The 19,424-nt window shown below is 43.8% G+C and carries 18 protein-coding genes; 6 read left to right on the forward strand and 12 right to left on the reverse strand.

What is annotated here, in order from left to right; genetic code table 11:
• Nucleotides 1-894 carry a sugar phosphate isomerase/epimerase family protein gene (locus O9H85_RS17935; RefSeq protein WP_269882796.1) on the forward strand — a complete coding sequence of 298 codons (894 nt, stop codon included), beginning with the start codon at nt 1-3 and terminating at the stop codon, nt 892-894.
• Here the strand turns inward: O9H85_RS17935 and O9H85_RS17940 are convergent.
• Nucleotides 891-1,343: a carbohydrate ABC transporter permease gene (locus O9H85_RS17940; RefSeq protein WP_269882797.1), complete on the reverse strand. Its 453-nt coding sequence runs from the start codon at nt 1,341-1,343 to the stop codon at nt 891-893. The two genes, O9H85_RS17935 and O9H85_RS17940, sit on opposite strands and share 4 nt — an antisense overlap.
• Between O9H85_RS17940 and O9H85_RS37790 the strand changes: the two genes are divergently transcribed.
• Nucleotides 1,320-1,415, forward strand: coding sequence for a P-loop NTPase (locus tag O9H85_RS37790; RefSeq protein WP_409348160.1), 96 nt, complete (start codon nt 1,320-1,322; stop codon nt 1,413-1,415). The genes O9H85_RS17940 and O9H85_RS37790 overlap by 24 nt on opposite strands.
• Nucleotides 1,416-1,560: 145 nt before the next feature.
• On the opposite strand, the gene wrbA is transcribed toward O9H85_RS37790, so the two are convergent.
• Nucleotides 1,561-2,178 carry an NAD(P)H:quinone oxidoreductase type IV gene (gene wrbA, locus O9H85_RS17945; protein ID WP_269882798.1) on the reverse strand — a complete coding sequence of 206 codons (618 nt, stop codon included), beginning with the start codon at nt 2,176-2,178 and terminating at the stop codon, nt 1,561-1,563.
• A 134-nt stretch (nt 2,179-2,312) separates the two neighbouring features.
• On the opposite strand from wrbA, the gene O9H85_RS17950 reads away from it, so the two are divergent.
• Nucleotides 2,313-2,993, forward strand: a complete 681-nt coding sequence (locus O9H85_RS17950) for a helix-turn-helix transcriptional regulator (RefSeq protein WP_269882799.1) — start codon at nt 2,313-2,315, stop codon at nt 2,991-2,993.
• Between the two features lie 19 nt (nt 2,994-3,012).
• Here the strand turns inward: O9H85_RS17950 and O9H85_RS17955 are convergent, their stop codons facing one another.
• The 3 genes from O9H85_RS17955 to O9H85_RS17965 form a co-directional block, all read right to left on the reverse strand.
• Nucleotides 3,013-3,267, reverse strand: a complete 255-nt coding sequence (locus O9H85_RS17955) for a YuzB family protein (RefSeq protein WP_269882800.1) — start codon at nt 3,265-3,267, stop codon at nt 3,013-3,015.
• 92 nt (nt 3,268-3,359) lie between these two features.
• Entirely contained in the window at nt 3,360-4,616 is a 1,257-nt protein-coding gene (locus O9H85_RS17960) for a sensor histidine kinase (RefSeq protein WP_269882801.1), read from the reverse strand.
• Nucleotides 4,609-5,292, reverse strand: a complete 684-nt coding sequence (locus O9H85_RS17965) for a response regulator transcription factor (protein WP_269882802.1) — start codon at nt 5,290-5,292, stop codon at nt 4,609-4,611. Before O9H85_RS17965 ends, O9H85_RS17960 begins: the two co-directional genes overlap by 8 nt.
• Before the next feature lie 156 nt (nt 5,293-5,448).
• Here O9H85_RS17965 and O9H85_RS17970 point away from each other — a divergent pair, with 156 nt between their 5' ends.
• From O9H85_RS17970 to O9H85_RS17980, 3 genes are read left to right on the forward strand one after another with little or no spacing between them, the layout of a single operon-like run.
• Nucleotides 5,449-5,901 carry an FMN-binding protein gene (locus O9H85_RS17970; RefSeq protein WP_269882803.1) on the forward strand — a complete coding sequence of 151 codons (453 nt, stop codon included), beginning with the start codon at nt 5,449-5,451 and terminating at the stop codon, nt 5,899-5,901.
• 29 nt (nt 5,902-5,930) lie between these two features.
• The gene (locus O9H85_RS17975; RefSeq protein WP_269882907.1) at nt 5,931-6,812 is read left to right on the forward strand and encodes an FAD:protein FMN transferase; all 882 of its coding nucleotides are present in this window, start codon (nt 5,931-5,933) and stop codon (nt 6,810-6,812) included.
• Nucleotides 6,813-7,604, forward strand: coding sequence for an RnfABCDGE type electron transport complex subunit D (locus tag O9H85_RS17980; RefSeq protein ID WP_269882804.1), 792 nt, complete (start codon nt 6,813-6,815; stop codon nt 7,602-7,604).
• 251 nt (nt 7,605-7,855) lie between these two features.
• On the opposite strand, the gene O9H85_RS17985 is transcribed toward O9H85_RS17980, so the two are convergent.
• From O9H85_RS17985 to O9H85_RS18015, 7 genes are all read right to left on the reverse strand, one after another.
• Nucleotides 7,856-9,640, reverse strand: a complete 1,785-nt coding sequence (locus tag O9H85_RS17985) for an S-layer homology domain-containing protein (RefSeq protein WP_269882805.1) — start codon at nt 9,638-9,640, stop codon at nt 7,856-7,858.
• 62 nt (nt 9,641-9,702) lie between these two features.
• On the reverse strand, nt 9,703-12,426 hold the full coding sequence (locus O9H85_RS17990) for a glycoside hydrolase family 3 N-terminal domain-containing protein (RefSeq protein WP_269882806.1): 2,724 nt from the start codon (nt 12,424-12,426) through the stop codon (nt 9,703-9,705).
• An 84-nt stretch (nt 12,427-12,510) separates the two neighbouring features.
• A complete protein-coding gene (locus O9H85_RS17995; RefSeq protein WP_269882807.1) occupies nt 12,511-14,106 on the reverse strand; it encodes a response regulator in 1,596 nt (531 codons plus the stop codon).
• A 10-nt stretch (nt 14,107-14,116) separates the two neighbouring features.
• The gene (locus O9H85_RS18000; protein ID WP_269882808.1) at nt 14,117-15,793 is read right to left on the reverse strand and encodes a sensor histidine kinase; all 1,677 of its coding nucleotides are present in this window, start codon (nt 15,791-15,793) and stop codon (nt 14,117-14,119) included.
• A 208-nt stretch (nt 15,794-16,001) separates the two neighbouring features.
• Nucleotides 16,002-17,351 carry an ABC transporter substrate-binding protein gene (locus tag O9H85_RS18005; protein WP_269882809.1) on the reverse strand — a complete coding sequence of 450 codons (1,350 nt, stop codon included), beginning with the start codon at nt 17,349-17,351 and terminating at the stop codon, nt 16,002-16,004.
• Nucleotides 17,352-17,414: 63 nt separating this feature from the next.
• Entirely contained in the window at nt 17,415-18,245 is an 831-nt protein-coding gene (locus O9H85_RS18010; RefSeq protein ID WP_269882810.1) for a carbohydrate ABC transporter permease, read from the reverse strand.
• A 3-nt stretch (nt 18,246-18,248) separates the two neighbouring features.
• Complete coding sequence (locus tag O9H85_RS18015) at nt 18,249-19,193, reverse strand: carbohydrate ABC transporter permease (protein WP_269882811.1); 945 nt, start codon at nt 19,191-19,193, stop codon at nt 18,249-18,251.
• Nucleotides 19,194-19,424 lie beyond the last annotated feature (231 nt).

A 19,424-nucleotide genomic window follows, 5' to 3' on the forward strand; every position in this document is an offset into this window, starting at 1 on the left:
ATGGGAAACGTTCAAACGCTCTACCGTATCAACGACGGGTCGGCCAAGCCGCCTCGGCTGGATATTCAGCAATCATGGTGGGCCATGAACGGCTTGGGAGACGGCGTTCGGGAATGGAGCATGGAGGAGAAATTCGAGAAGATCGCCGAGGCGGGATTTACAGGAATACTTGGCTCGCTCCCTTCGCCCGAGCAAGCGGATCGCTGGCAACGCCTCCTCGAGCAGTATCGGTTTAGCTTCGGCATCCACTCTTTTCCGGCCAGTCGGGAGGACCTGAGCTCGCTTCTCAAACAAGCCAAACCATTCGGCGTTCAGTATGTGAACTCCCAAGTAATGGACTCCTTTACAATCGGCAATGAAGCTGTCTCGCTGTTAAACGATCTGGTTCATGAGGCGGCATTGCAGCGAATGCCTTACTTTGTCGAAACGCACCGGGGCCGAATTACCCAAGATTTGCACCGCACAGTCGATTATGTAAGTGCGATTGCCGGGTTGCGATTAACAATCGATTTTTCCCATTATGTCGTTGCAGGCGAAATGGTTAACGGCTCTGATCAGGCTGAGCCTTTCCTCGATAAGCTGCTCGAGCGAACGTCCGCCTTGCATGCGCGCATCTCTAACGGCGAGCAAATCCAGGTCGATATCGGTAAGGATGCAACCCATCCCATGGTTCATCATTTTATGCGTTGGTGGGAACGTGGAATTCGCTATTGGTTGCGGGATGCCGGGGCAGGCGACGTGCTTCCGTTTGTCTCGGAGCTCGGTCCCCCTTCATATTCCATCACTATGGATAATTACGGTCAAAATGTCAGGGAAATATCGAACCGTTGGGAGCAATCGCTCGTCCTCAAAGAATTGATGGAAGAGGCATGGCGGCGCGCCCTGCTTAATTAAATGCAACGAATCAAGGCCCGGCCTGTTGTTATAAGCAAACCGGGCCTTTTCCGCATTTTTGCAGCGGTCAACCTTTTACCGCTCCGGCCGCCAAGCCGCTGACAAAATATTTTCTGCCCGATAATACTGAGCAATATGAGCACCGGAACCGCCATAAGGAAAGCTCCGGTGATCGGCGTCGCGTAGTCCTCTTTGTAAGGATTATTCATCGTCGATATTCCTACGGAGAGAGTCATTTTATGTTCGGATACCAAAAAAATAAGCGGGCTTAAATAATCGTTCCAGGAATGCATAAACGTGAGCAGCCCTACGATGCCGACGCCGCTCATCGACAGAGGAACGGCGATGCGGAGAAAGGTTCCCCACTCCGAGCTGCCGTCGACCCTTGCGCTCTCGTACAATTCCTTCGGAATCGCGATCATGACTTGCCGAATGAGAAAAATGTTCATGGCCGAAGCCACTGGGGGGAGCTCGGTTATCTCATCCTTGACTTGCCGCCGGGAACGGGCGATGTGCCATGAATTCTACTCCACTCTCTATCGGCGAAGAATGTCGTTCGGATTTTATATTTTCTGAACAGGATTAAAAAGCTACAAGAAAGTTCCCTTTCTTGTAGCTCAAATCTCCTGTTGCGGCGGCCTTGCTTGATGAGACTATGACGGAAGCTTACCCATTCATGCCTTGCTTTACCCAAGAGGCAACGGTAACGACGCGTCTCGCCTGGACTTTGGCGGCTTCGAGTACAATCGGGTCGAAATTGCCCTGCTGGTCCACAGTAGCGCTAACGCCGTATGGATTGCCGCCGGCTTGGAACTGGATCGGATCGGTATAGCCAGGAGTTGCTACGATGGCACCCCAATGATATAGGGTCGTATACAACGACAAAATTGACGCTTCTTGGCCGCCGTGCATGTTTTGGGCGCTACTCATAGCCGAAACGACTTTGTTGACCAGCTTACCCTGAAACCAGAGGCCGCCTGTCGTATCGAGAAACTGCTTCAACTGGGCGGGAATGGCGCCGAAACGAGTCGCGAAACTGAAGATGATCGCGTCCGCCCAAACCAGATCGTCCAGCGTAGCGACCGGGACGACGCCATGAGTTTCGTCGGCGTGAGCTTTCCACGCGGGATTGGAGGCGATGGCTGCTTCCGGAGCAAGCTCCTGCACCCGCACGACGCGAACCTCGGCCCCTGCCGCAACGGCTCCTTCTTCAGCGGCTTTGGCCAGCTTGTAGTTCGTTCCTGTTGCGCTGTAGTACACAACGGCTAATTTAACTTGACTCACGATCGTTCCTCCTAAATTTTTAATATATTTTGTAAGTATATTATTTATGATAATATACTTACTTTTTATTCATAACTAATGATACATGAACATGTTTACCTTTGTCAAGCCGATTTGTATCGGAGCAAAAAAAATTGCGGCTGGCAAAAGCGACTGAAGTGAGCATAACAGGTTTCCGCGACCATACCGTTAGGAGAAAGAAATCAGCCATTTCGTTCGGAACAATGGCTATTTCCGCGTGCTTAAACGATTATCCGTCCGTATTTCGTCGACATCTAAACTCGCTTGAGAAAGACGGGTTAATAGAATGCGACAGGATCGTTCATCAAGCTATGGGACGACCGACAGCCGTTTATCGTCTGACGGATGCAGCGGAGGATTTATTCCCCAAAAAATATCACTTGCTCGCGCTAGACTTGCTTCATGAGCTCATTCAAGAAACAGGTCCCGACATGGTGGATGTACTTTTCAAGAGACGTAAAGGAACACTTCAGCAGAAATATGCAGAACAAATTAAGGGTAAAAAGCTGGAAGACAGAGTCGCCGTACTGGCCGATATCCAAAATGAAAGCGGCTATATGGCAAAATGGGAAAAGCTCGAGTCATCAAACGATGAAGAAGAATTTATCATCACGGAACATAACTGCCCTATTTCGCATATCGCAAACCAATACGAACATGCCTGCAATTGCGAGCTTGATTTATTTGAATCCCTGCTTGACGCAGATGTCAAGAGAAGCACTTGTTTGGCTAAAGGCGACCACAATTGCACATATAAAATTAAACCGCGTTTGAAAGATCGCTCCACAACCTAATATGTAGAGCGATCTTTTTTTATATGCCGTAAAACTCTTTAATTTCTTCTTTAACCACCTCTTCGATCTCCCGGATACATTCCTCCGCTGTTTTCGCAAACACTCTCTTCCCATTCACAAGTGCGTACGGTCTTGCCCGGCACAAATTACACTTGTTCAGACAATTCGTTCGTATGACCGCAACCTCCGGATACTTCGTTTCGAAATCCTCTAATGGTTTCAATGAGATCTCATTTCGGTCGCAAACTTCAACAACCACGATCCCCATGCTCATAATATCAATTCCTTTCTATAATCCCTCGAAAACTTGGGGCCCTTCAATGTTATTTAAGCCTTCTTGTTTAGCGATACTTCCGTCTCTCGCTTTTATTTTTTCACCGGATGTCTCGGAAAGAGTAGCTCCACTTTGGTTCCCTTATTAAGTTTGGATTCGATACGGATCGTACCTCCGTGTGCGGTCACAATCCACTCGGCAATCGATAACCCGAGACCCGTTCCGCCTTCGGCACGGGATCTCACTTTGTCGCCGCGGTAAAATCGTTCAAAGACATGAGGCAAATCCGATTCATCTATACCGCAGCCATTGTCTGATACGCCGATATATACCGCGTTCGGCTGATACCACCCGGAAATCTCGATTCGTCCCGATGACGCTGTGTACTTCAAAGCATTGTCCAAAAGGATGATGAGAAGCTGGCGTATCCTGCCTTCATCCGCCCATAACGACAACGACTCCTGAATATTCGTTTGGATTTCGATTTCTTTTGTGTTCGCTAGCAGCCGGAATTGCTCCGCCAATTCCCGCAATAAGGAATCCAATGCAAATCTGGACGATTGAATCTGCAGCTGGTTGGAATCGGACCTGGCGAGTGTGAGCAGATCATCCAGCAGCTTGCTCATATGTTTGCTTTCTTTTAGAATAACGGCAATATTGGGGCTCTCTTGTTCGATGGTACTCACAGGATGCCGGAGAAGAAGCTCCGTTTTCCCGCGGATGATTGCCATTGGGGTACGCAGTTCGTGAGAGGCGTCGGCCACAAAGCGCTGCTGCTTGTCCCAAGCGTTTCGAATAGGGATAAGCGCGCGCCCGGCCAGAAATAGTCCAGCCATAATGGAAATAACAGCGCTAGCAATGATTCCTGCAGCAATGTCCCACAGTAAGGAACGAAGCGTACTGTCCACATCCTTTAAGTTTCGAACGATCCCGATCGATGCAATCCCGTTAGAACTGCTTTGCTGAACCTGAATTTGCATGACCCGGTAGCTAATCTGCTGGATGATTACCGTATGAGGCGGCGACTGCTCCAGGGCTGTTCTGAATTGATTCGCCGCTTCTTCAGAGAAGGATTGTTGGGGTGATTGGCCAAGAAGCTTTCCTTCCGAATCCCAAAACAAGTAGGTCGTTCTTTCTTCCTGCTGGAGATTCGGATGATCTGATCGAAACATCTCGGTCAGGTTGCGGAACGATTGAATACGTTTTTGGGACTGTATCAAAATTTCGTCGGTGTCATGAAACAATCGGTAACGCATATGGGCGTACAGCAAGCAGCTTATTAAGATAAAAACAAGCAGAAGGACCGCGGCGTTAATGATGACAAGCTTTCTTCGAATGATATTAAACATCAGACTCTCCCTTTAACATATAACCGATTCCCCGCACCGTCCGCAAATGCGCGCCGGCCCCGCAGGCCGCAAGCTTTTTGCGCAAATGATGTACGTATACATCTACAGCGGAGGTAGCGGAGCCCGAATCAAAGCCCCAGACCCGGTCAAATATTTGCTCGCGGGTTAATATTCGATCTTTATTGCATAAGAAAAATTCCAGCAAGTCATACTCTGTCGTCGTCAAATTCAATTCATTTTCTCCAATAAGTGCTTCTCTTGATCCGGGTATCAGCCGGATGGACCCGCAGAACATATCGCCTTCGTTGCCAATAGTCCCTTTTCTCCTCAAGACGGCTCTTACCCTTGCGAGTAATTCGGAGACGGCGAACGGCTTCGTTATATAATCGTCAGCTCCTGCATCCAATCCGGCTACCCTGTCCTCCACCGCGTCTTTGGCCGTCAGAAGAATGATGGGCACCAATACGGAGTCCTCCCTTAATTTTTTGACGATATCAATCCCGCTCGTCCCCGGAAGCATCACATCAAGGACAATCAAATCATGGATCACCTGCTCGGCCAAATAATAACCTTCGTCACCTGTCTCGGCGGTATCCGTCACAAAAGACTCGCCTTCGAAAATATCTCTGATGATCTTAAGCAAAGAAGTATCATCCTCTATGACCAGAACACGCATGCCGTTTCCCGCCTTTGCCTGGAATTTATGAACTTTATTTTATCAGAAAATCCGGCTTTTATGAAAAATCTGCTTTTAAGAAAATTTAAATAATACTCCTATATACTGAGGTTGCCTTGTCAAGGTAAAGAAATTGACGAACGAGGAGAAGACAACATGGCAAAAATGAACCGAAAATGGGTTGCCCTATGCTCTGCGGCCCTAGCTGCGGTTTATGCCGCCGGATATGTTACGACCGAAACGGAAGACGCTATGCAGCAGCCTCAGCATGTCCAGGCAAACGTTCAACCGAGCAGCAGCCCCAGCGCGACTGACTCCGCCAATAAGAGCGTCAAAGGCAAAAAGTATAAAGACGGAACCTTTACCGGTACTGGAAGAAATCGTCGCGGTTCGATACAAGTGGCTGTATCGGTTAAGAACGATAAAATAACCGATGTGGAGATCAGCGATTTCGCAATGCATTACTCCGAAAGCGATGTCGTTGGGCTGCCGAACGAAGTCATCCAAATACAAAGCGCGAAGGTCAAAAATGTGTCGGGCGCGACGTACAGCACCCAAGCCTTCGAGGACGCCGTGCAAAATGCGCTGTCCCAGGCGCAAATCGGATGAGGGGCATGATGAGAAAAAGCAAATTGTATATGGATACGGTAGTTGATATACAGGTTGCCGGCACAACACGAAGAACCGACAGAGAGAAGGAAACGGCCATAAACCGGGCATTCGAGGCGTTTCGTCAGGTGGAGCAGGCCTGCAGCCGTTTTAGCCCTGACAGTGAATTAATGCAGGTGTGCGCGCGGGTCGGGACCCCGGTTTCGGTAAGTCCGCTTCTGTTCGAGCCGCTTAAACTGGCGTTGGAGATGGCCAAGTTGACGAAAGGCGCGTTTGACCCCGCCATTGGGAAGAGGATGGAGGATTATGGCTTCAACCGCCATTATTTAACGGGGCAAAGAATCGAAAGTTTTGAAATCGAAAGTTTTATGGCTGATTCGCCGACTTACCGGGATATCGTTTTAAATGAACGGGATCGTACCGTACTTTTACGTAAACCGCTTATCATCGATTTGGGAGCGGTGGCCAAAGGCTTCGCCATCGACTTGGCGGCGAGAGAATTGAAGCCGTTTTATGGATTTCTGGTCAATGCCGGCGGTGATCTGTTTGCGAGCGGGCTTGATGAAAGCGGAAAACGGTGGGAAATCGGTATTCAGCACCCGGAGCGAAAAGATGAAATGATCTGCTCGGTGAGCATTTCCAACGAGGCGGTCTGCACCTCGGGAGGATATGAACGCAAGAGCGAAAAAGTGCCCGGCGTTCACCATATCATTGATCCCAAAACCGGTTTGTCGCCCATTGAGTGGGTCAGCTGCAGTGTGATAGCCCCTTTTGCGATGATGGCGGACGCATTTTCGACCTCTTCTATCCTAATGGGCAAGAAAAAAGGAAGGATGCTGATCGAACAAGCTGGCTTAAAAGCAATTTGGATCGCATCCGATCTACAGATCGTCACAGTCGGAGGGATATAGATGAAAATCAGCCAATGGATCAAAACACCAAAGGGATATGTCGCCATCGCCATGGCTGCTTATGCTGTTATCGCTTCTATAGGGCTGCAAAACGGCACGGGAGTCGTCAAGGCAGTTTTGGCCGTCGGGGTTTGCGTGGCGGTCGACATTATTTGCTCGCGGATCGTCAAAAAAAAGCTGGTTATACCAGACAGTGCGTTCATTACAGGGCTAATCATTTCCATGATCTTAAGCACGACTACGTCTTGGCTCGTCGTTTCGGCCACAGCAGCCATATCTATTTTGTCCAAGTATTTCTTTGTTTATAGGAAAAAGCCGATTTTTAATCCGGCGGTCATGGGACTGCTTGCATCCGTTTTAATTTTTGGAGCGGGACAAAGCTGGTGGGGGGCATTCTCGGATCTGCCTGCATGGTCTGTGTTGGTATTGATCGGCGGATATGCCATCACGAACCGGATCCATAAATATCCTCAAGTGTTTTCGTTTTTTGGAACTCTTTTTATGCTGTTACTCCTTCTCGGGTTGTTTCATAAGGGGGATGTGTTTGATGCGCTTCGACCGCCTTTTATTAACGCGGCTCTTTACTTTGGTTTTTTTATGCTCACCGATCCGCCTACGTCTCCGGCCAAAGTGAACGATCAAATTATTTTCGGTATAATTGTTGCAGCCGCGGGCACTGTAATTTATGTTTGTTTCGGCGGACTGATGTATCTGTTTATAGGTCTGATGCTTGGAAATGCATATCATTGGTTAAAAATGCGCTCAACCGTACGCATGGCCCAAGCAGGCTGACGGTACCTTCGACAATCACAAGTTTAGGTAACGCTCAACCGATGGTTGAGCGTGCCAATCTCATTATTTTGAATTCCTCTGTCATTTAAATACTACCATACAAAAATATCGTCGTCATAAAAATCAAAACGATAACAGATAGGACTAACGTCTTTTGTTTAAAAAACGGTATACTGATTGGGGTTTGTGGATCGATTAATTGTTGTAGCCTATAATTAACAGATTCATTAATGAAGTGAACTCCACAAGAATTACTTATAAAAATGGGTGTAAATGTTATACATCAAAACAGCCGCCTGTGCCCTATTCGTAGTTTCCTTAGGATGGAGAGCATTATCATAACCATGAACCAGCCCCATCTCGACTAGTGCAGCCACGCTTTGAGCAGCATAAGCGGATACCGCTGTATAATCGTTAAATTGCCTTAGTTGCTCTTCTTTAGCTTTGCTTGTCATTTGTTTTGCCACTCTCAACGCACGCACTGTCAATACAATCATATCTTCTCTTGTGATAGGTTCATGCGGCTTAAATAAATTATCGCCGACGCCTTCCGTAATGCCCATTCCTCTAGCGATTCTCAAAGCTTCGTCGTAGTAATCACCTTCACGGACATCTGCAAATTTGCCGCCCATTCCCTTACTACGGTCCAGCTCTAAAGTGCGTGCTAACAAGACTAAAAAATCTGCGCGAGTGACAGGCTGAGCAGGGTCAAATATATTGTCCGAGACCCCGCTCACGATCCCTTTGAATGCCAGTACTTCAATCTGACTTTTCGCCCAATCCAAGGAAGCGATATCATCGAACGTTTTTTGAACGAAGGCTACCGCATATTTACTGAAGTGTGTGGTCGTAAAGAGGACTGTCCCGGTTTTGGCGTCATACCGGCCGTTAGGTACGGAGACGACTTGTCCATCACCGGCTACATACCATACGACGATATGCTCTGGGTTCTGCTTTTCCACAGCATTCGGCGAATATGGTATGCGTACTGCCGCTGGAGCCTCCGGATTATTCCATAAAATCGTTTTACCTTCGGATTGCATGCTTAAATCTATTACGGGACGGTCACCTATTTGGTTTAATACACTCTTATCTAGTTTACTCACATCGGCTTTTCCAATTCTCAGCCCCACAGCTTCGCTGGTGAATTCACCGGCATGAAGCATATTATTCGGGATAACGACCGCAGCAAATGGCGAAACGATTTCAATTTGAATCGATACTCTATTATTTGAAAGAACCGTTGTCGGGAATTGCTGGACATAAGCTATCGCACCCGGTACTTCCTTGATTTGAATTTGGATTTTCTTGATCCCATTCTCATTGGAAGCTGATAGTTGAACGGCCTTCTCCCAGGCGCTTTTGTTTATGATTGAAGTTGCTGTTTTTGTTGCCGTATCCATCTTCACATCCGGAGTTATTACAACTACTGTCCCCTGCTCTAATTGAACATTCTGTCCGTCTTTATTATCTATTTTACCGCTCCCACTACCTGCATGATTTGAACTCCCGCTGCCATTGCCTCCCGAATTTCCGCTTCCCCCTGAACTCCCTCCATTAGCAACAATCAGTGCCGTTGCCTTTGCGGCTGTATTAATTACTTGAGAGGTCAATTGGCTATCGACGAGGTGTACATTTTTCAACTGAAGCGCAGCACTCCCTTGTCCGATCGCGTTGAACGTAATGGTGCTCAGATTAAGAGTTCCATTCTCACCGGCTACTTTACTTATCTTCGTGCTTGCGAATTTCAGATGATCGCCATCTACCTGTGGATCGATTGAAAATCCTGAAATGCCGCTTTGAATTCCCTTAAACTGCAGCAATGTATGATCAAAATCAAGATTCATTTCGTAGGCGTACACATCCGCTAAATTATTTCCAATAACGGTAACCTGAATCTCCTTTCCTGGCGTCACCTGGTTGTTATCCAGTGTTAAAGAAAACGAAGGAATCCCCTCTGCTAATGTACCCTGCGGAAGCAAATACACAAAACTCATTAGTAATGATAAGCTGAGCGAAAGCAATTTTCGATTCAAAATATAGGCCCTCCTTTAATAAAGGCAGTGGGGAAAGGTTTCGCTCTCCCCCTGCTTAACATTTAATTGATGAATTGTGCTACATATGCAAGGTCGACAATGTCAACCTCCCCATCATTGTTCACATCCGCTAACTTAAATTGAGCCCAGTCCGGACTGCTTGATGTTTTTCCGTATGCCGCTGCAACGATGGCAAGGTCACCTATGGTCACTTTTCCGTCACCATTTAGATCGCCTATAATGTAATTCATTTTTATACTTTGCGAGACGTTGGCCAACCTTGTTTCAACACCAGTTCCATCAGATAAAATGATGTTAGTTAACGAAACGACTGCAAAATCCGACTGCACATTTGACTTAGCTTTAAATTGAAGGCTTAGGAGGTCGCCATCCGTTTTTACCGCATTGCTTGCTCCTAAGCTTGCGAGCAGTAGTCGGACTTTACCTGGAGCGGTAACATTTTGGCTTATAACGGATAACCCGGTTTTCAAAGACTGTGCATTGACAAATTCCACCTGCGTTGGATCATAATTAAGGGTCAAATCCTGTGCATATACTCCTTGACTAACACTTTCGCTTATTTTATTCAGGCCATAATTCAAGTTAAAGGGTTTTCCTCCCGAAACGGAATTATTACCGGTCAGAGTAGCATTTGCTACGTTATAAGTTAAACCAAAGCCAAACCCGTATGCGTTGTTATTTTTGTCGCGATAGACGTAGCTTGCATCTTCATCGTAGCCCGGCACATCGCTCTTGTTATTGTCAACCGCTGCTTGATTAGCAGGAATCGTAAAGGGAAGCTTGCCGCTTGGATTGAAGCGACCGCGAAGCACATCTAAGAGCGGCTCTGCTTTAATCCCGAACACGCTCACGACGGCAGCAGCCTTCTCTGCTATGTCCCCGATCAGCCAAGGGTTAGTCATATTAATAGTCAGGATAGTAGGAACCTTGTCTTCAATCGCTTGTATCCTCGCAACATCGATACCGGTATCGGCGTCCAGCGCTATTTTTAATGGCTTGTCCGGAGTATCCCCTACACCACTAGGAATAGCATACACTAAAGCTTTCGTTGCTTCGTCGAGATTATCCGTAAGAACGATGGCAGGATCATATTTCTTGATGGCAGCTTTCAAATTATCCGTTTGAGTCGCTGCACCTGATTTGGTTACGACTTCCACATAAAGCTTCTGATTGGCGAGCTTAATGTCAGTCAATGGAAGCATATTATTGTCGTTACGAAGGAGCACGACCGACTTGCGATGCGCTTCATCCGCGATTTGCTGCGAAACCGGGTCAGTCGCAATTCTTTGAGCGGCATCGGGATCTCTATAAGGGTTTTCAAACAGTCCTAATGTAAATGTTTCCGTCAATAGCCGTTTTACGGACTGGTTAATTCTTTCCTCGGTAATCAAACCGTCCGCAACGGCTTGGTAAAGGTCGGCAGGATTGTGATCTCCAGCAATAATATCCACACCTGCATTCACTGCCTTGGCATATCGCTGCACCCTAGTCAAGTTCTCCACGCCCCAAGGCATAGCAGTAATAATTCCGGTGTCGCTGTTCACATACCCCTTGAATCCGAGCTGATTCCTCAGAATGTCTGTAATGAGGTATTTGTTGTAAGCAAAACCTACTTCTTCAAACGACTGTCCGTTTGGAAGTTGAGGCGCATTCAATGAATTATCGAATTTAGCGTAATACGGCATAATAGCCGAGGTACCCGCAGCGATAGCTGCTTGGAAGGAGGGAACGTGATACTTCATTAAGCTGCCCTCCGTCGGATAGGGATTGGGTTTGCCCCAAGAATAATGAGGATCATGGCCGTTCAGACGCGTACCGCCGCCAGGGAAATGCTTGGTGGTCAGGGCGACACTATGCGGACCGAGCTGCTCGCCTTGAAAACCCTTAATAACCGCATAAATCATTTTCGAGGATAGATCAGGCGATTCGCCGAATGTTCCATTGTACCGCATCCAAAGAGGATCTGTAGCCACATCCGCCATATATTGATATCCTTTGCGAATACCCGTCGCTTCCCATTCCTTCGCAGCGATTTGCCCGAATTGCTTCATCAGGTCCGCGTCATTCGTTGCAGCCATACCCAATTCGCCCGGCCATAAAGAAAACTTGCCTGATGCCTCACTAAACCCGAAAGCCAAATTTCCCGCATGGTTACGAGGATTCGAGATCATGGTGGCTGGGATACCTAACCTTGTACCCTCCGCTACCTCCTGGATTTTATTAGTCCATATCGTTAAATCTTTTGCACTTGGATTGTCGCGAATGATAAAATAGCGCAAGTTACGTTCCGTAATACCTTTTGTAGCAGCAGAGGCGGAGAGAACAGGTGGATCAAGATTATACATCTCGCTTCCTGGAACAGCAAAGTTGTTAATGGTTTGCCACTGGTCATTCTCACACAGGATGCCATTGGGAGTGCCGCCGGCAGCTGGCGCCGGACAAGATTTGCTATTCCCCATATAGTGCGACATGGAAAGCATCAACCCGGTTTTTTCCGGAAGCGTCATCTTGGAGACAAGATCGTTTACCCGGCTGTCAACGGGGAGTCTCCAATCTTCATAAGGATCCAGTATGCCATTCCCATTTAAATCTTTGAAGTTCAAACCATCAATGGTTAGAATATTCTTGACATGATGGGAGATTTCGGGCTGAGCTATACCGGCTGCCGCACTGACATAAGATCCTGCAACAAGCGGAGAATACAGCAACGATAAGACAAGCGATGATAGCATAAGTATTTTAGAATGTTTAGGTAATAATACCATATTTTATTCCTCCTGCTTTTTAATAAAACGCTTTCATTTTACTCTTAAATAGCTGCATTATTTAAGGCGGACTACTCATCATATTCACCCCCTTACATAATTCTCCATAATCGATTGGGACCTAAACTCTTTTGGCGACATCCCTGTGTTTTTTTTAAACCAAACGCTAAAATACTGAGGATTACTAAATCCGACCCGTTCTGCTACCTCATAGGTTTTCCGATTACTATTCCGCAGGAGTTCCATGGCTTCATTCATTCGAATGCTTTGCAAATAATCACTAAAGTTAATGTTCATCTCTTTCTTGAAAATGATGCTTAAATAAGTTGGACTTATATGCACCGTTTTAGCAACATTTTGTAACGATAAATTTTCATTATGGAAATAAGCTTTCATATAAACAACAGCTTGATTAATAATACGCTTCGTCTGAGAATCACTTTTACTTTGAACTAATGTGATAAAAGTAGTGATCAAATCTGCAATAAATAGGAATATATGATGAACCGTTTGAAACTGTTGAATCTTGTGAAATGCTAAGTCGAGGTTTTCATCTCCCTTGGTGTAAATCTCCATTTCTTTGTAAAGGAGAAGTGTAATTTCCATGGATATCCGTTGGACTCCAAGTAATGATATATTTTTTGTTTCCAAAATCGACCGCTCGATGTCATATAAATTCGATAACGCTTTATCGAGGAATCCTAATTTAACGTTCAAAATACATTCATTTTTGAGGTTAAGTATATCCATACTTCCAGATGGTTCATTGTGCTCAAACCTTCTTATGACTCGATTAGTGCCCATGATATGTCTGAATTCTAATGCTGCTTGTGCATCCTTGTACGAATGAGAGATACCTTCATAGGTTCGGTAAACATCCCCAATTGCGGCGGTGATTGTTGTCTTTAAACAGTTTTCGATATTCCTTCGAATACTTTCAGCTAAAACAAACCATTTCTCTTTTGCTTGTTCTTCGTTTTCATTGATAAAACAGATCAGCACAACCTCATCTTCCACCGAATCAAATAATATCCCTTGCCCTTTCGAACCTAATGTTTCCTCTGCAACATTCAACACACAATATTTGAGCATTTCTTTCCCAAAACGGTTTTGGTAATCTGGATAGGAGTAATCGTCGGCCTTTAGCACGATGGTTGCGTAACTCGTGTCCGGCAGAGCAAGTTCCAAAAGCTCAGCCCCGGATCGTATCTCAACTTCTGATAACTTTCCCTTAATCAACTTTTCTAAAAACTTTTGTCGTAATATCGGCAAAGCTTCTGTCACTTTTTGACTCATTCTATATTCGTAGGATAGCTCATTCATTGCTGAGGTGGCAGCTTTCAGGATGGTTTCGTTATCAAAAGGTTTAAGCAAGTATTCGAATACCTTTAGCTTTAAAGCTTGCTTTGCAAATTCAAAGTCATCATAACTTGTCAGCATAATGATCTTAGTCTGAGGATACTCTTTTTTTACTATCTCTGTGAGTTCAAGACCATTCATAAATGGCATGCGTATATCGGTTATAATTAAGTGAGGCTGAAGCGTTCTAATTAATTCAAGCCCCGCCTTTCCATTGTCGGACGAACCTACCAGGTCAAAGCCATGTTCGTTCCATGGAATCAATTTCATTAAACCTTTACGTATGATACAGTCATCATCAATAATGATAACTTTGTACATAATCTCCTCCTTACTGTATCCTCTTTATTTTCACGGTTACGACAGTTCCTAGTCCTTCTTCACTTTCGTAAAAAAGACCATAATTGTTCCCGAAATGTAACTGAAGCCGCTTATGAACATTACCGACTCCAAAGCCGACAGGATTCTCTATAACGTTGTCCTCATGAATACTACTGTTTAATTCCATTAGCTTTTCGGGTGACATTCCTGCCCCGTTATCCTCAACCCATATATAGCAATCATCTTCCATTTCAATCCCTCTAACATATATCGTGCCTTTTTCATTTTTTTGCTTAATCCCATGATAAAGTGAGTTTTCTATTAACGGTTGTAGGGTCAGTTTTAAGATTTTATAATTTAACATCTCCTCCGGTATATCAATTCTGTAATTAAATTTATCTCCATACCTGCTTTCTTGAATCTGCAAGTAATTTTCTATGTGTTTTATTTCCTGAGAAATGGGGATGATCTCACTGCCTTTACTAATGCTGATTCGAAAAAAATTAGATAAAGCCAGCACCATGCTCCCTGCTTTTTTGGTCTCCCCCATCTCACATAATTGTTTGATTGAAAATAACGTATTATATAAAAAATGAGGCTGGATTTGGTACTGAAGCGCTGTTAGTTCAGCCAAACGTTTTTTTTCCTGTTCTGTTTCTAATTTAACTATTAAATCGCTAATCCTATGTATCATGTCTCGTATGCCCCGATTCAAGACATCAATCTCTTTAATATTTTGCTTATCCGAGAAGGTAATCTCAAAATTACCTTGTTCAATATTGTTTATTTTGCGGGTAAGATGAATAATGGGTTTCGTAATCACATTAGCCAATAGGTTGGCCAAAAAAATGGCGATAATAATCAAAATGAACATCATGGCCAAATTAATATACTTCATATAGTCTACTTTATGATAAAGTTCGTTTTCAGGAACGACTGCAGCTATTATCCACTTATTGATGCTCAGTGTGTCATAAATAACTAGCATTTGATTTCCACTGCTGTTCATAATGCTGGTTTTACCCTGCGTCTGATGACCATCTAGAATAGTATTTTTTAGTTCATTGTCGATTAGTTCATATTTGGGATCAATATCTTTAAATCTCATCACCCCGTCTTTGCTGATAAGACACAAATACCCATTTTGACTGATAGTCGGATTACCTAAAATGGTTTTGAAATAGGATGGCCTGATTTGAAATAACAGGACTCCCTTAATGAAGTCACGTTTTTTGCCCAGCAATTTAAATGCGCTTACATAACCCTGATGTCCATTGTCTTGGTTATAATCTGTTTGCATTAACCAATGATTAGATGACAGATTCTTATCTTCATCGATTCTGGAAATGTAATATTCTAACGGTAAAGTTGTATTATTTATGACTTCCTCGTTTTTTTGAAATGCAATTTTTCCATTGTTATAAAATACTAGAATGGAGTCCATTACTCCGTTGCGATGGATAAAAACTTTCTCCAAGCTTTTATTTAAACTGACATAATCCAGTGGTTCTAACTCAAACGCAGAATCGTCTGAGCGATTCAGCAGACTGTTTAAGTCGGAATCATTATCTAAAATCGTTATATTAGTCGCAATTTCGGAGAGCTTTTCGTTCATAAACTGCTTGGTTTGAGAAACGGTGTCGTAGATGCTTGTATACGCATTTTGTTTTAATTGTTGTAATGCCATTTGGGAGGATAGCAGGCCCGAAATCAACAGAAATAAAATAATTATGGGAATGAACAGCCATAGAATGATCGATTTTAGTGAACGGATTCGTATGAACGGCACAGTATCCACCTCAAATGCTTCAATTAAAATGGCTCTTCATCCAGGATATGAGAATTTGGATTACAAATCGAGGAAAGTACATGTTCCTCGATTTGTTCCAATCCCGTTACTTTTTCATACTTTTATCATAATCCGCTTTAGCTTTTTCTATGGCACTTGCCCAACTACTTAGGAAATTTTCAGGTGTCATCGTTCCAGCCAGCACTTTTTGGAAATTGGGTTCGAGTAGTTGTTTAACTATATTGCTGTAATCAGGAAGATTCAGGGGCACATCCAGCACAACGGTATCTTTATCTGCAAGTACTTGAGCTCCCTCTTGAATATGCTGGACTTTTTTCACATAATCGCTTTGAAGCGAATCCGAGTTTGTTGGCATTTGACCGATTTTTTCATTCCAATAAGTTTGGCTTTCGTTTGACAATAAGAAGGATAACAACTGCCATGCTTCATCCGGGTGCTTCGAATTTTTGAAGATGCCATATCCATTGGCCGTAGGAGAAATAACACGTTTGCCATTATCAGACTTCGGCAAAATCGTTGCAGCGAACTTTCCTTCTCCTATAGCTTGCAGATGGTTATTATAAGAACCAAAGTTATGTTGAATGATTGCAGCTGTCCCGGCATCGAATGTGCCTACCATTTCTTTATAAGCGTTAGTAATATCACTTGTCGGAGTAAAGTTTTTATAGAGAGAGGCGTATCTTTTCAAAAATTCGATGTTTTTCGGATCATTTACAGTGGATTTACCATTAGAATCGAAATAATTACCGATCCCAGAGTAAGCATACATCGCCGTTGTCAATTGATTAATACTTCCATCACCGCCACGAATACTATACCCGTAGCGATTTTTAGAGGTGTCTTTAAGTTTTTCTACATCTGAAAAAAATGCATTCCATGTGGTCGGTGGATTTAAACCGGCCTCTTTTATCCAGTCCGTACGATACCAAAATACATCCATATACATCGTTGTAGGAATTTGGTATAACTTTTTGTCCGGAGCTAAGGATTTGTTATAGTCGATTAACTTCTTGTCTATCTTATTCTTTTCATTCCATTTATCGAGATAAGAATCTAAAGGTATCAGCGCGCCTTTTGCTGCAAAATCAGAAATCCATACGGCATTGACTCCCCCGATATCCGGAGTTTCATTGGACGATATCGCTACATCATACTTTTGTTTATTCGATGCATTGGGTATACCCACATATTCAACAGTGATGTTAGGATTTTTTTCTTGAAAACGATTAATTAATTCTTTTAAATAAGGAGTCCGGTCGGGACCTGCATTTTCATCCCAGAACGTCAGCTTCACATTTTCTTTTGACTTAACTTGGACATTGTTGTCACTTTTCGAGGAGGATTCTGGTTTATTGCCTCCATCACCGCAGGCGGATAATAATATGGAGCAGCTAAACAGAGTAAATGCTATCATCGTCACAGACTTGTTATTCATGTTTATACATCCTCTCATTTTTAATATTCTAATCCCTTGCAGGAAGAACTAGCGCAAATTCCATCAGCCTTTTACTGCCCCAGCCCCCATACCTTGTACGAGGTACTTCTGTACATAGGCAAACAGCAAGACTGCCGGCAATAAAGAGATTAGGCTTCCCGCTGCTAACGCTCCATAGTGAATATCAAATTCGCCCTGCATATAACGTAAGCCAACCGGTAATGTGAAGTAAGCAGGTTTACTTATGAACATGAGGGCAAACAAAAATTCATTCCATGCATTAATAAAAGCAAAAACCGTCGTAGCTACGATCCCCGGTAATAGTATAGGGAAAATGACTAAAAATACCGCTTTTAAACGACTACACCCATCCACCATTGCAGCTTCTTCCAGCTCTACTGGTATATTTGCAATAAAACCACTCATCAGAATAGAATTAAACGGCAATTGGAATGTGCTGTAAGTAATCACAAGAGCAAATAAACTGCTCGTTAAACCTAAAGATTTGAAGATCATAAACAAAGGAATTAACAACATGGCACCCGGTACAAACTGAGTACACAGAAGCGTAATCATAAACGCGCCTTTTCCTCTAAACTTATATCGACTGAGCGCGTAACCAACAAGTACAGAAGAAATAAGTACTATGAATATAGTCATACCTGAAACAAATACACTATTTTTGAAAAAGACTCTGAATCCGACATTCTCCCATGCGATGATAAAGTTTTCAAAGGTAAGCGACTTAGGCCAATAACGAATGGGAATTTCAGTCACATCTGATTCTTGTTTTAAAGCAGTGACTATAGTCCAGTACAAGGGAAAGATGGTAAACAACATCGTTACGAATAGCGGAAGATACAAAGTGTACGTTCTATCCAGCCTTTTCAGCACTGCTTATGCCTCCTTGCCAAAGCCGCTAATTTTCAAGTAAGATAGAGCAAAAATTAACAAAACGAGAAACCCGATTACCGTTAAAGCTGAGCCATAACCAAAATTTTGAGCAATGATCGCTTGATTGGCGACATACATAGTTAACGTTGTCGTTTTATTCGCCGGACCGCCGCCTGTCATGGTAAAAATCATATCAACATTGTTGAACTCCCATACGGATCGGAGAAGAGTTGACAATATGATTTGGTTCTTTAAGTAAGGGAGTGTGACATGTCTGAACGATTTCCACCTTCCTGCTCCGTCCACTGTAGCCGCCTCGTACAGATCCTTAGGGATTGTCTGCAAGGCTGCCAACATCGTAATAGTAAAAAAAGGAATCCCTCTCCAAAGCTCAGTAACCACTACGGACGAGAATACGGTTTCCATACTCGCCACCCAAGCGACTTTTTGATGAATAATTCCAGTCTTTAGCAGCAAATCATTAATTAGACCTATATGTTCGTTAAATAAGAGGGACCACATCGTTGAAGTAATAACTCCGGATACAGCCCAGGGCAGGATCGCAATCGCTCGAAATAAACCGCGAAACCGGAAAGTTTGATTAAGCAGCAACGCTATAAGTAGACCAAAAATAAGTTGAAGAATCACCTCAATGCTCACCCATTTTAAGGAAACCAACATACTAGAGTAAAATAACTCATCACTCCTAAATATGGAGGAGAAATTATCCAAACCGACAAAATGGTTATAATAGGGCTTGGCAGGATTATACTCTTGAAGACTGTAATAAAATACGTTTGCCATCGGATAAAACAAGAAACCAATAATCAGTACTAGCGCCGGAGAGATCAATATATAGGGCATCCAATTCACATTTGGCAGGATATTTCCAGCCTTTCCGGCACCTCCTATAGAAGGCTGAACATTTCTAAGATGTTTAAAACTCATTTCTTTCTCCTCTCTTTTTTACTAAGTATTATTGCTTATACAATGATTTTAGAGATTACAACTCATTCTTGGAATGTAAATTCTTTTCAAGATTTGTTTGAATTCTTTATGTGGAAATGCGATGTTTGAAACCATGACTTCAGCCGTTAATAACAATTAATGGTTAAGCCATAAAGAGGAACCATGTCCCTGCAAGTTTGAATATAGGCGCTAAAACAAGGGGAATCGATG

Source organism: Paenibacillus gyeongsangnamensis (genome assembly GCF_027533625.1).
GTDB lineage: Bacteria > Bacillota > Bacilli > Paenibacillales > NBRC-103111 > Paenibacillus_G > Paenibacillus_G gyeongsangnamensis.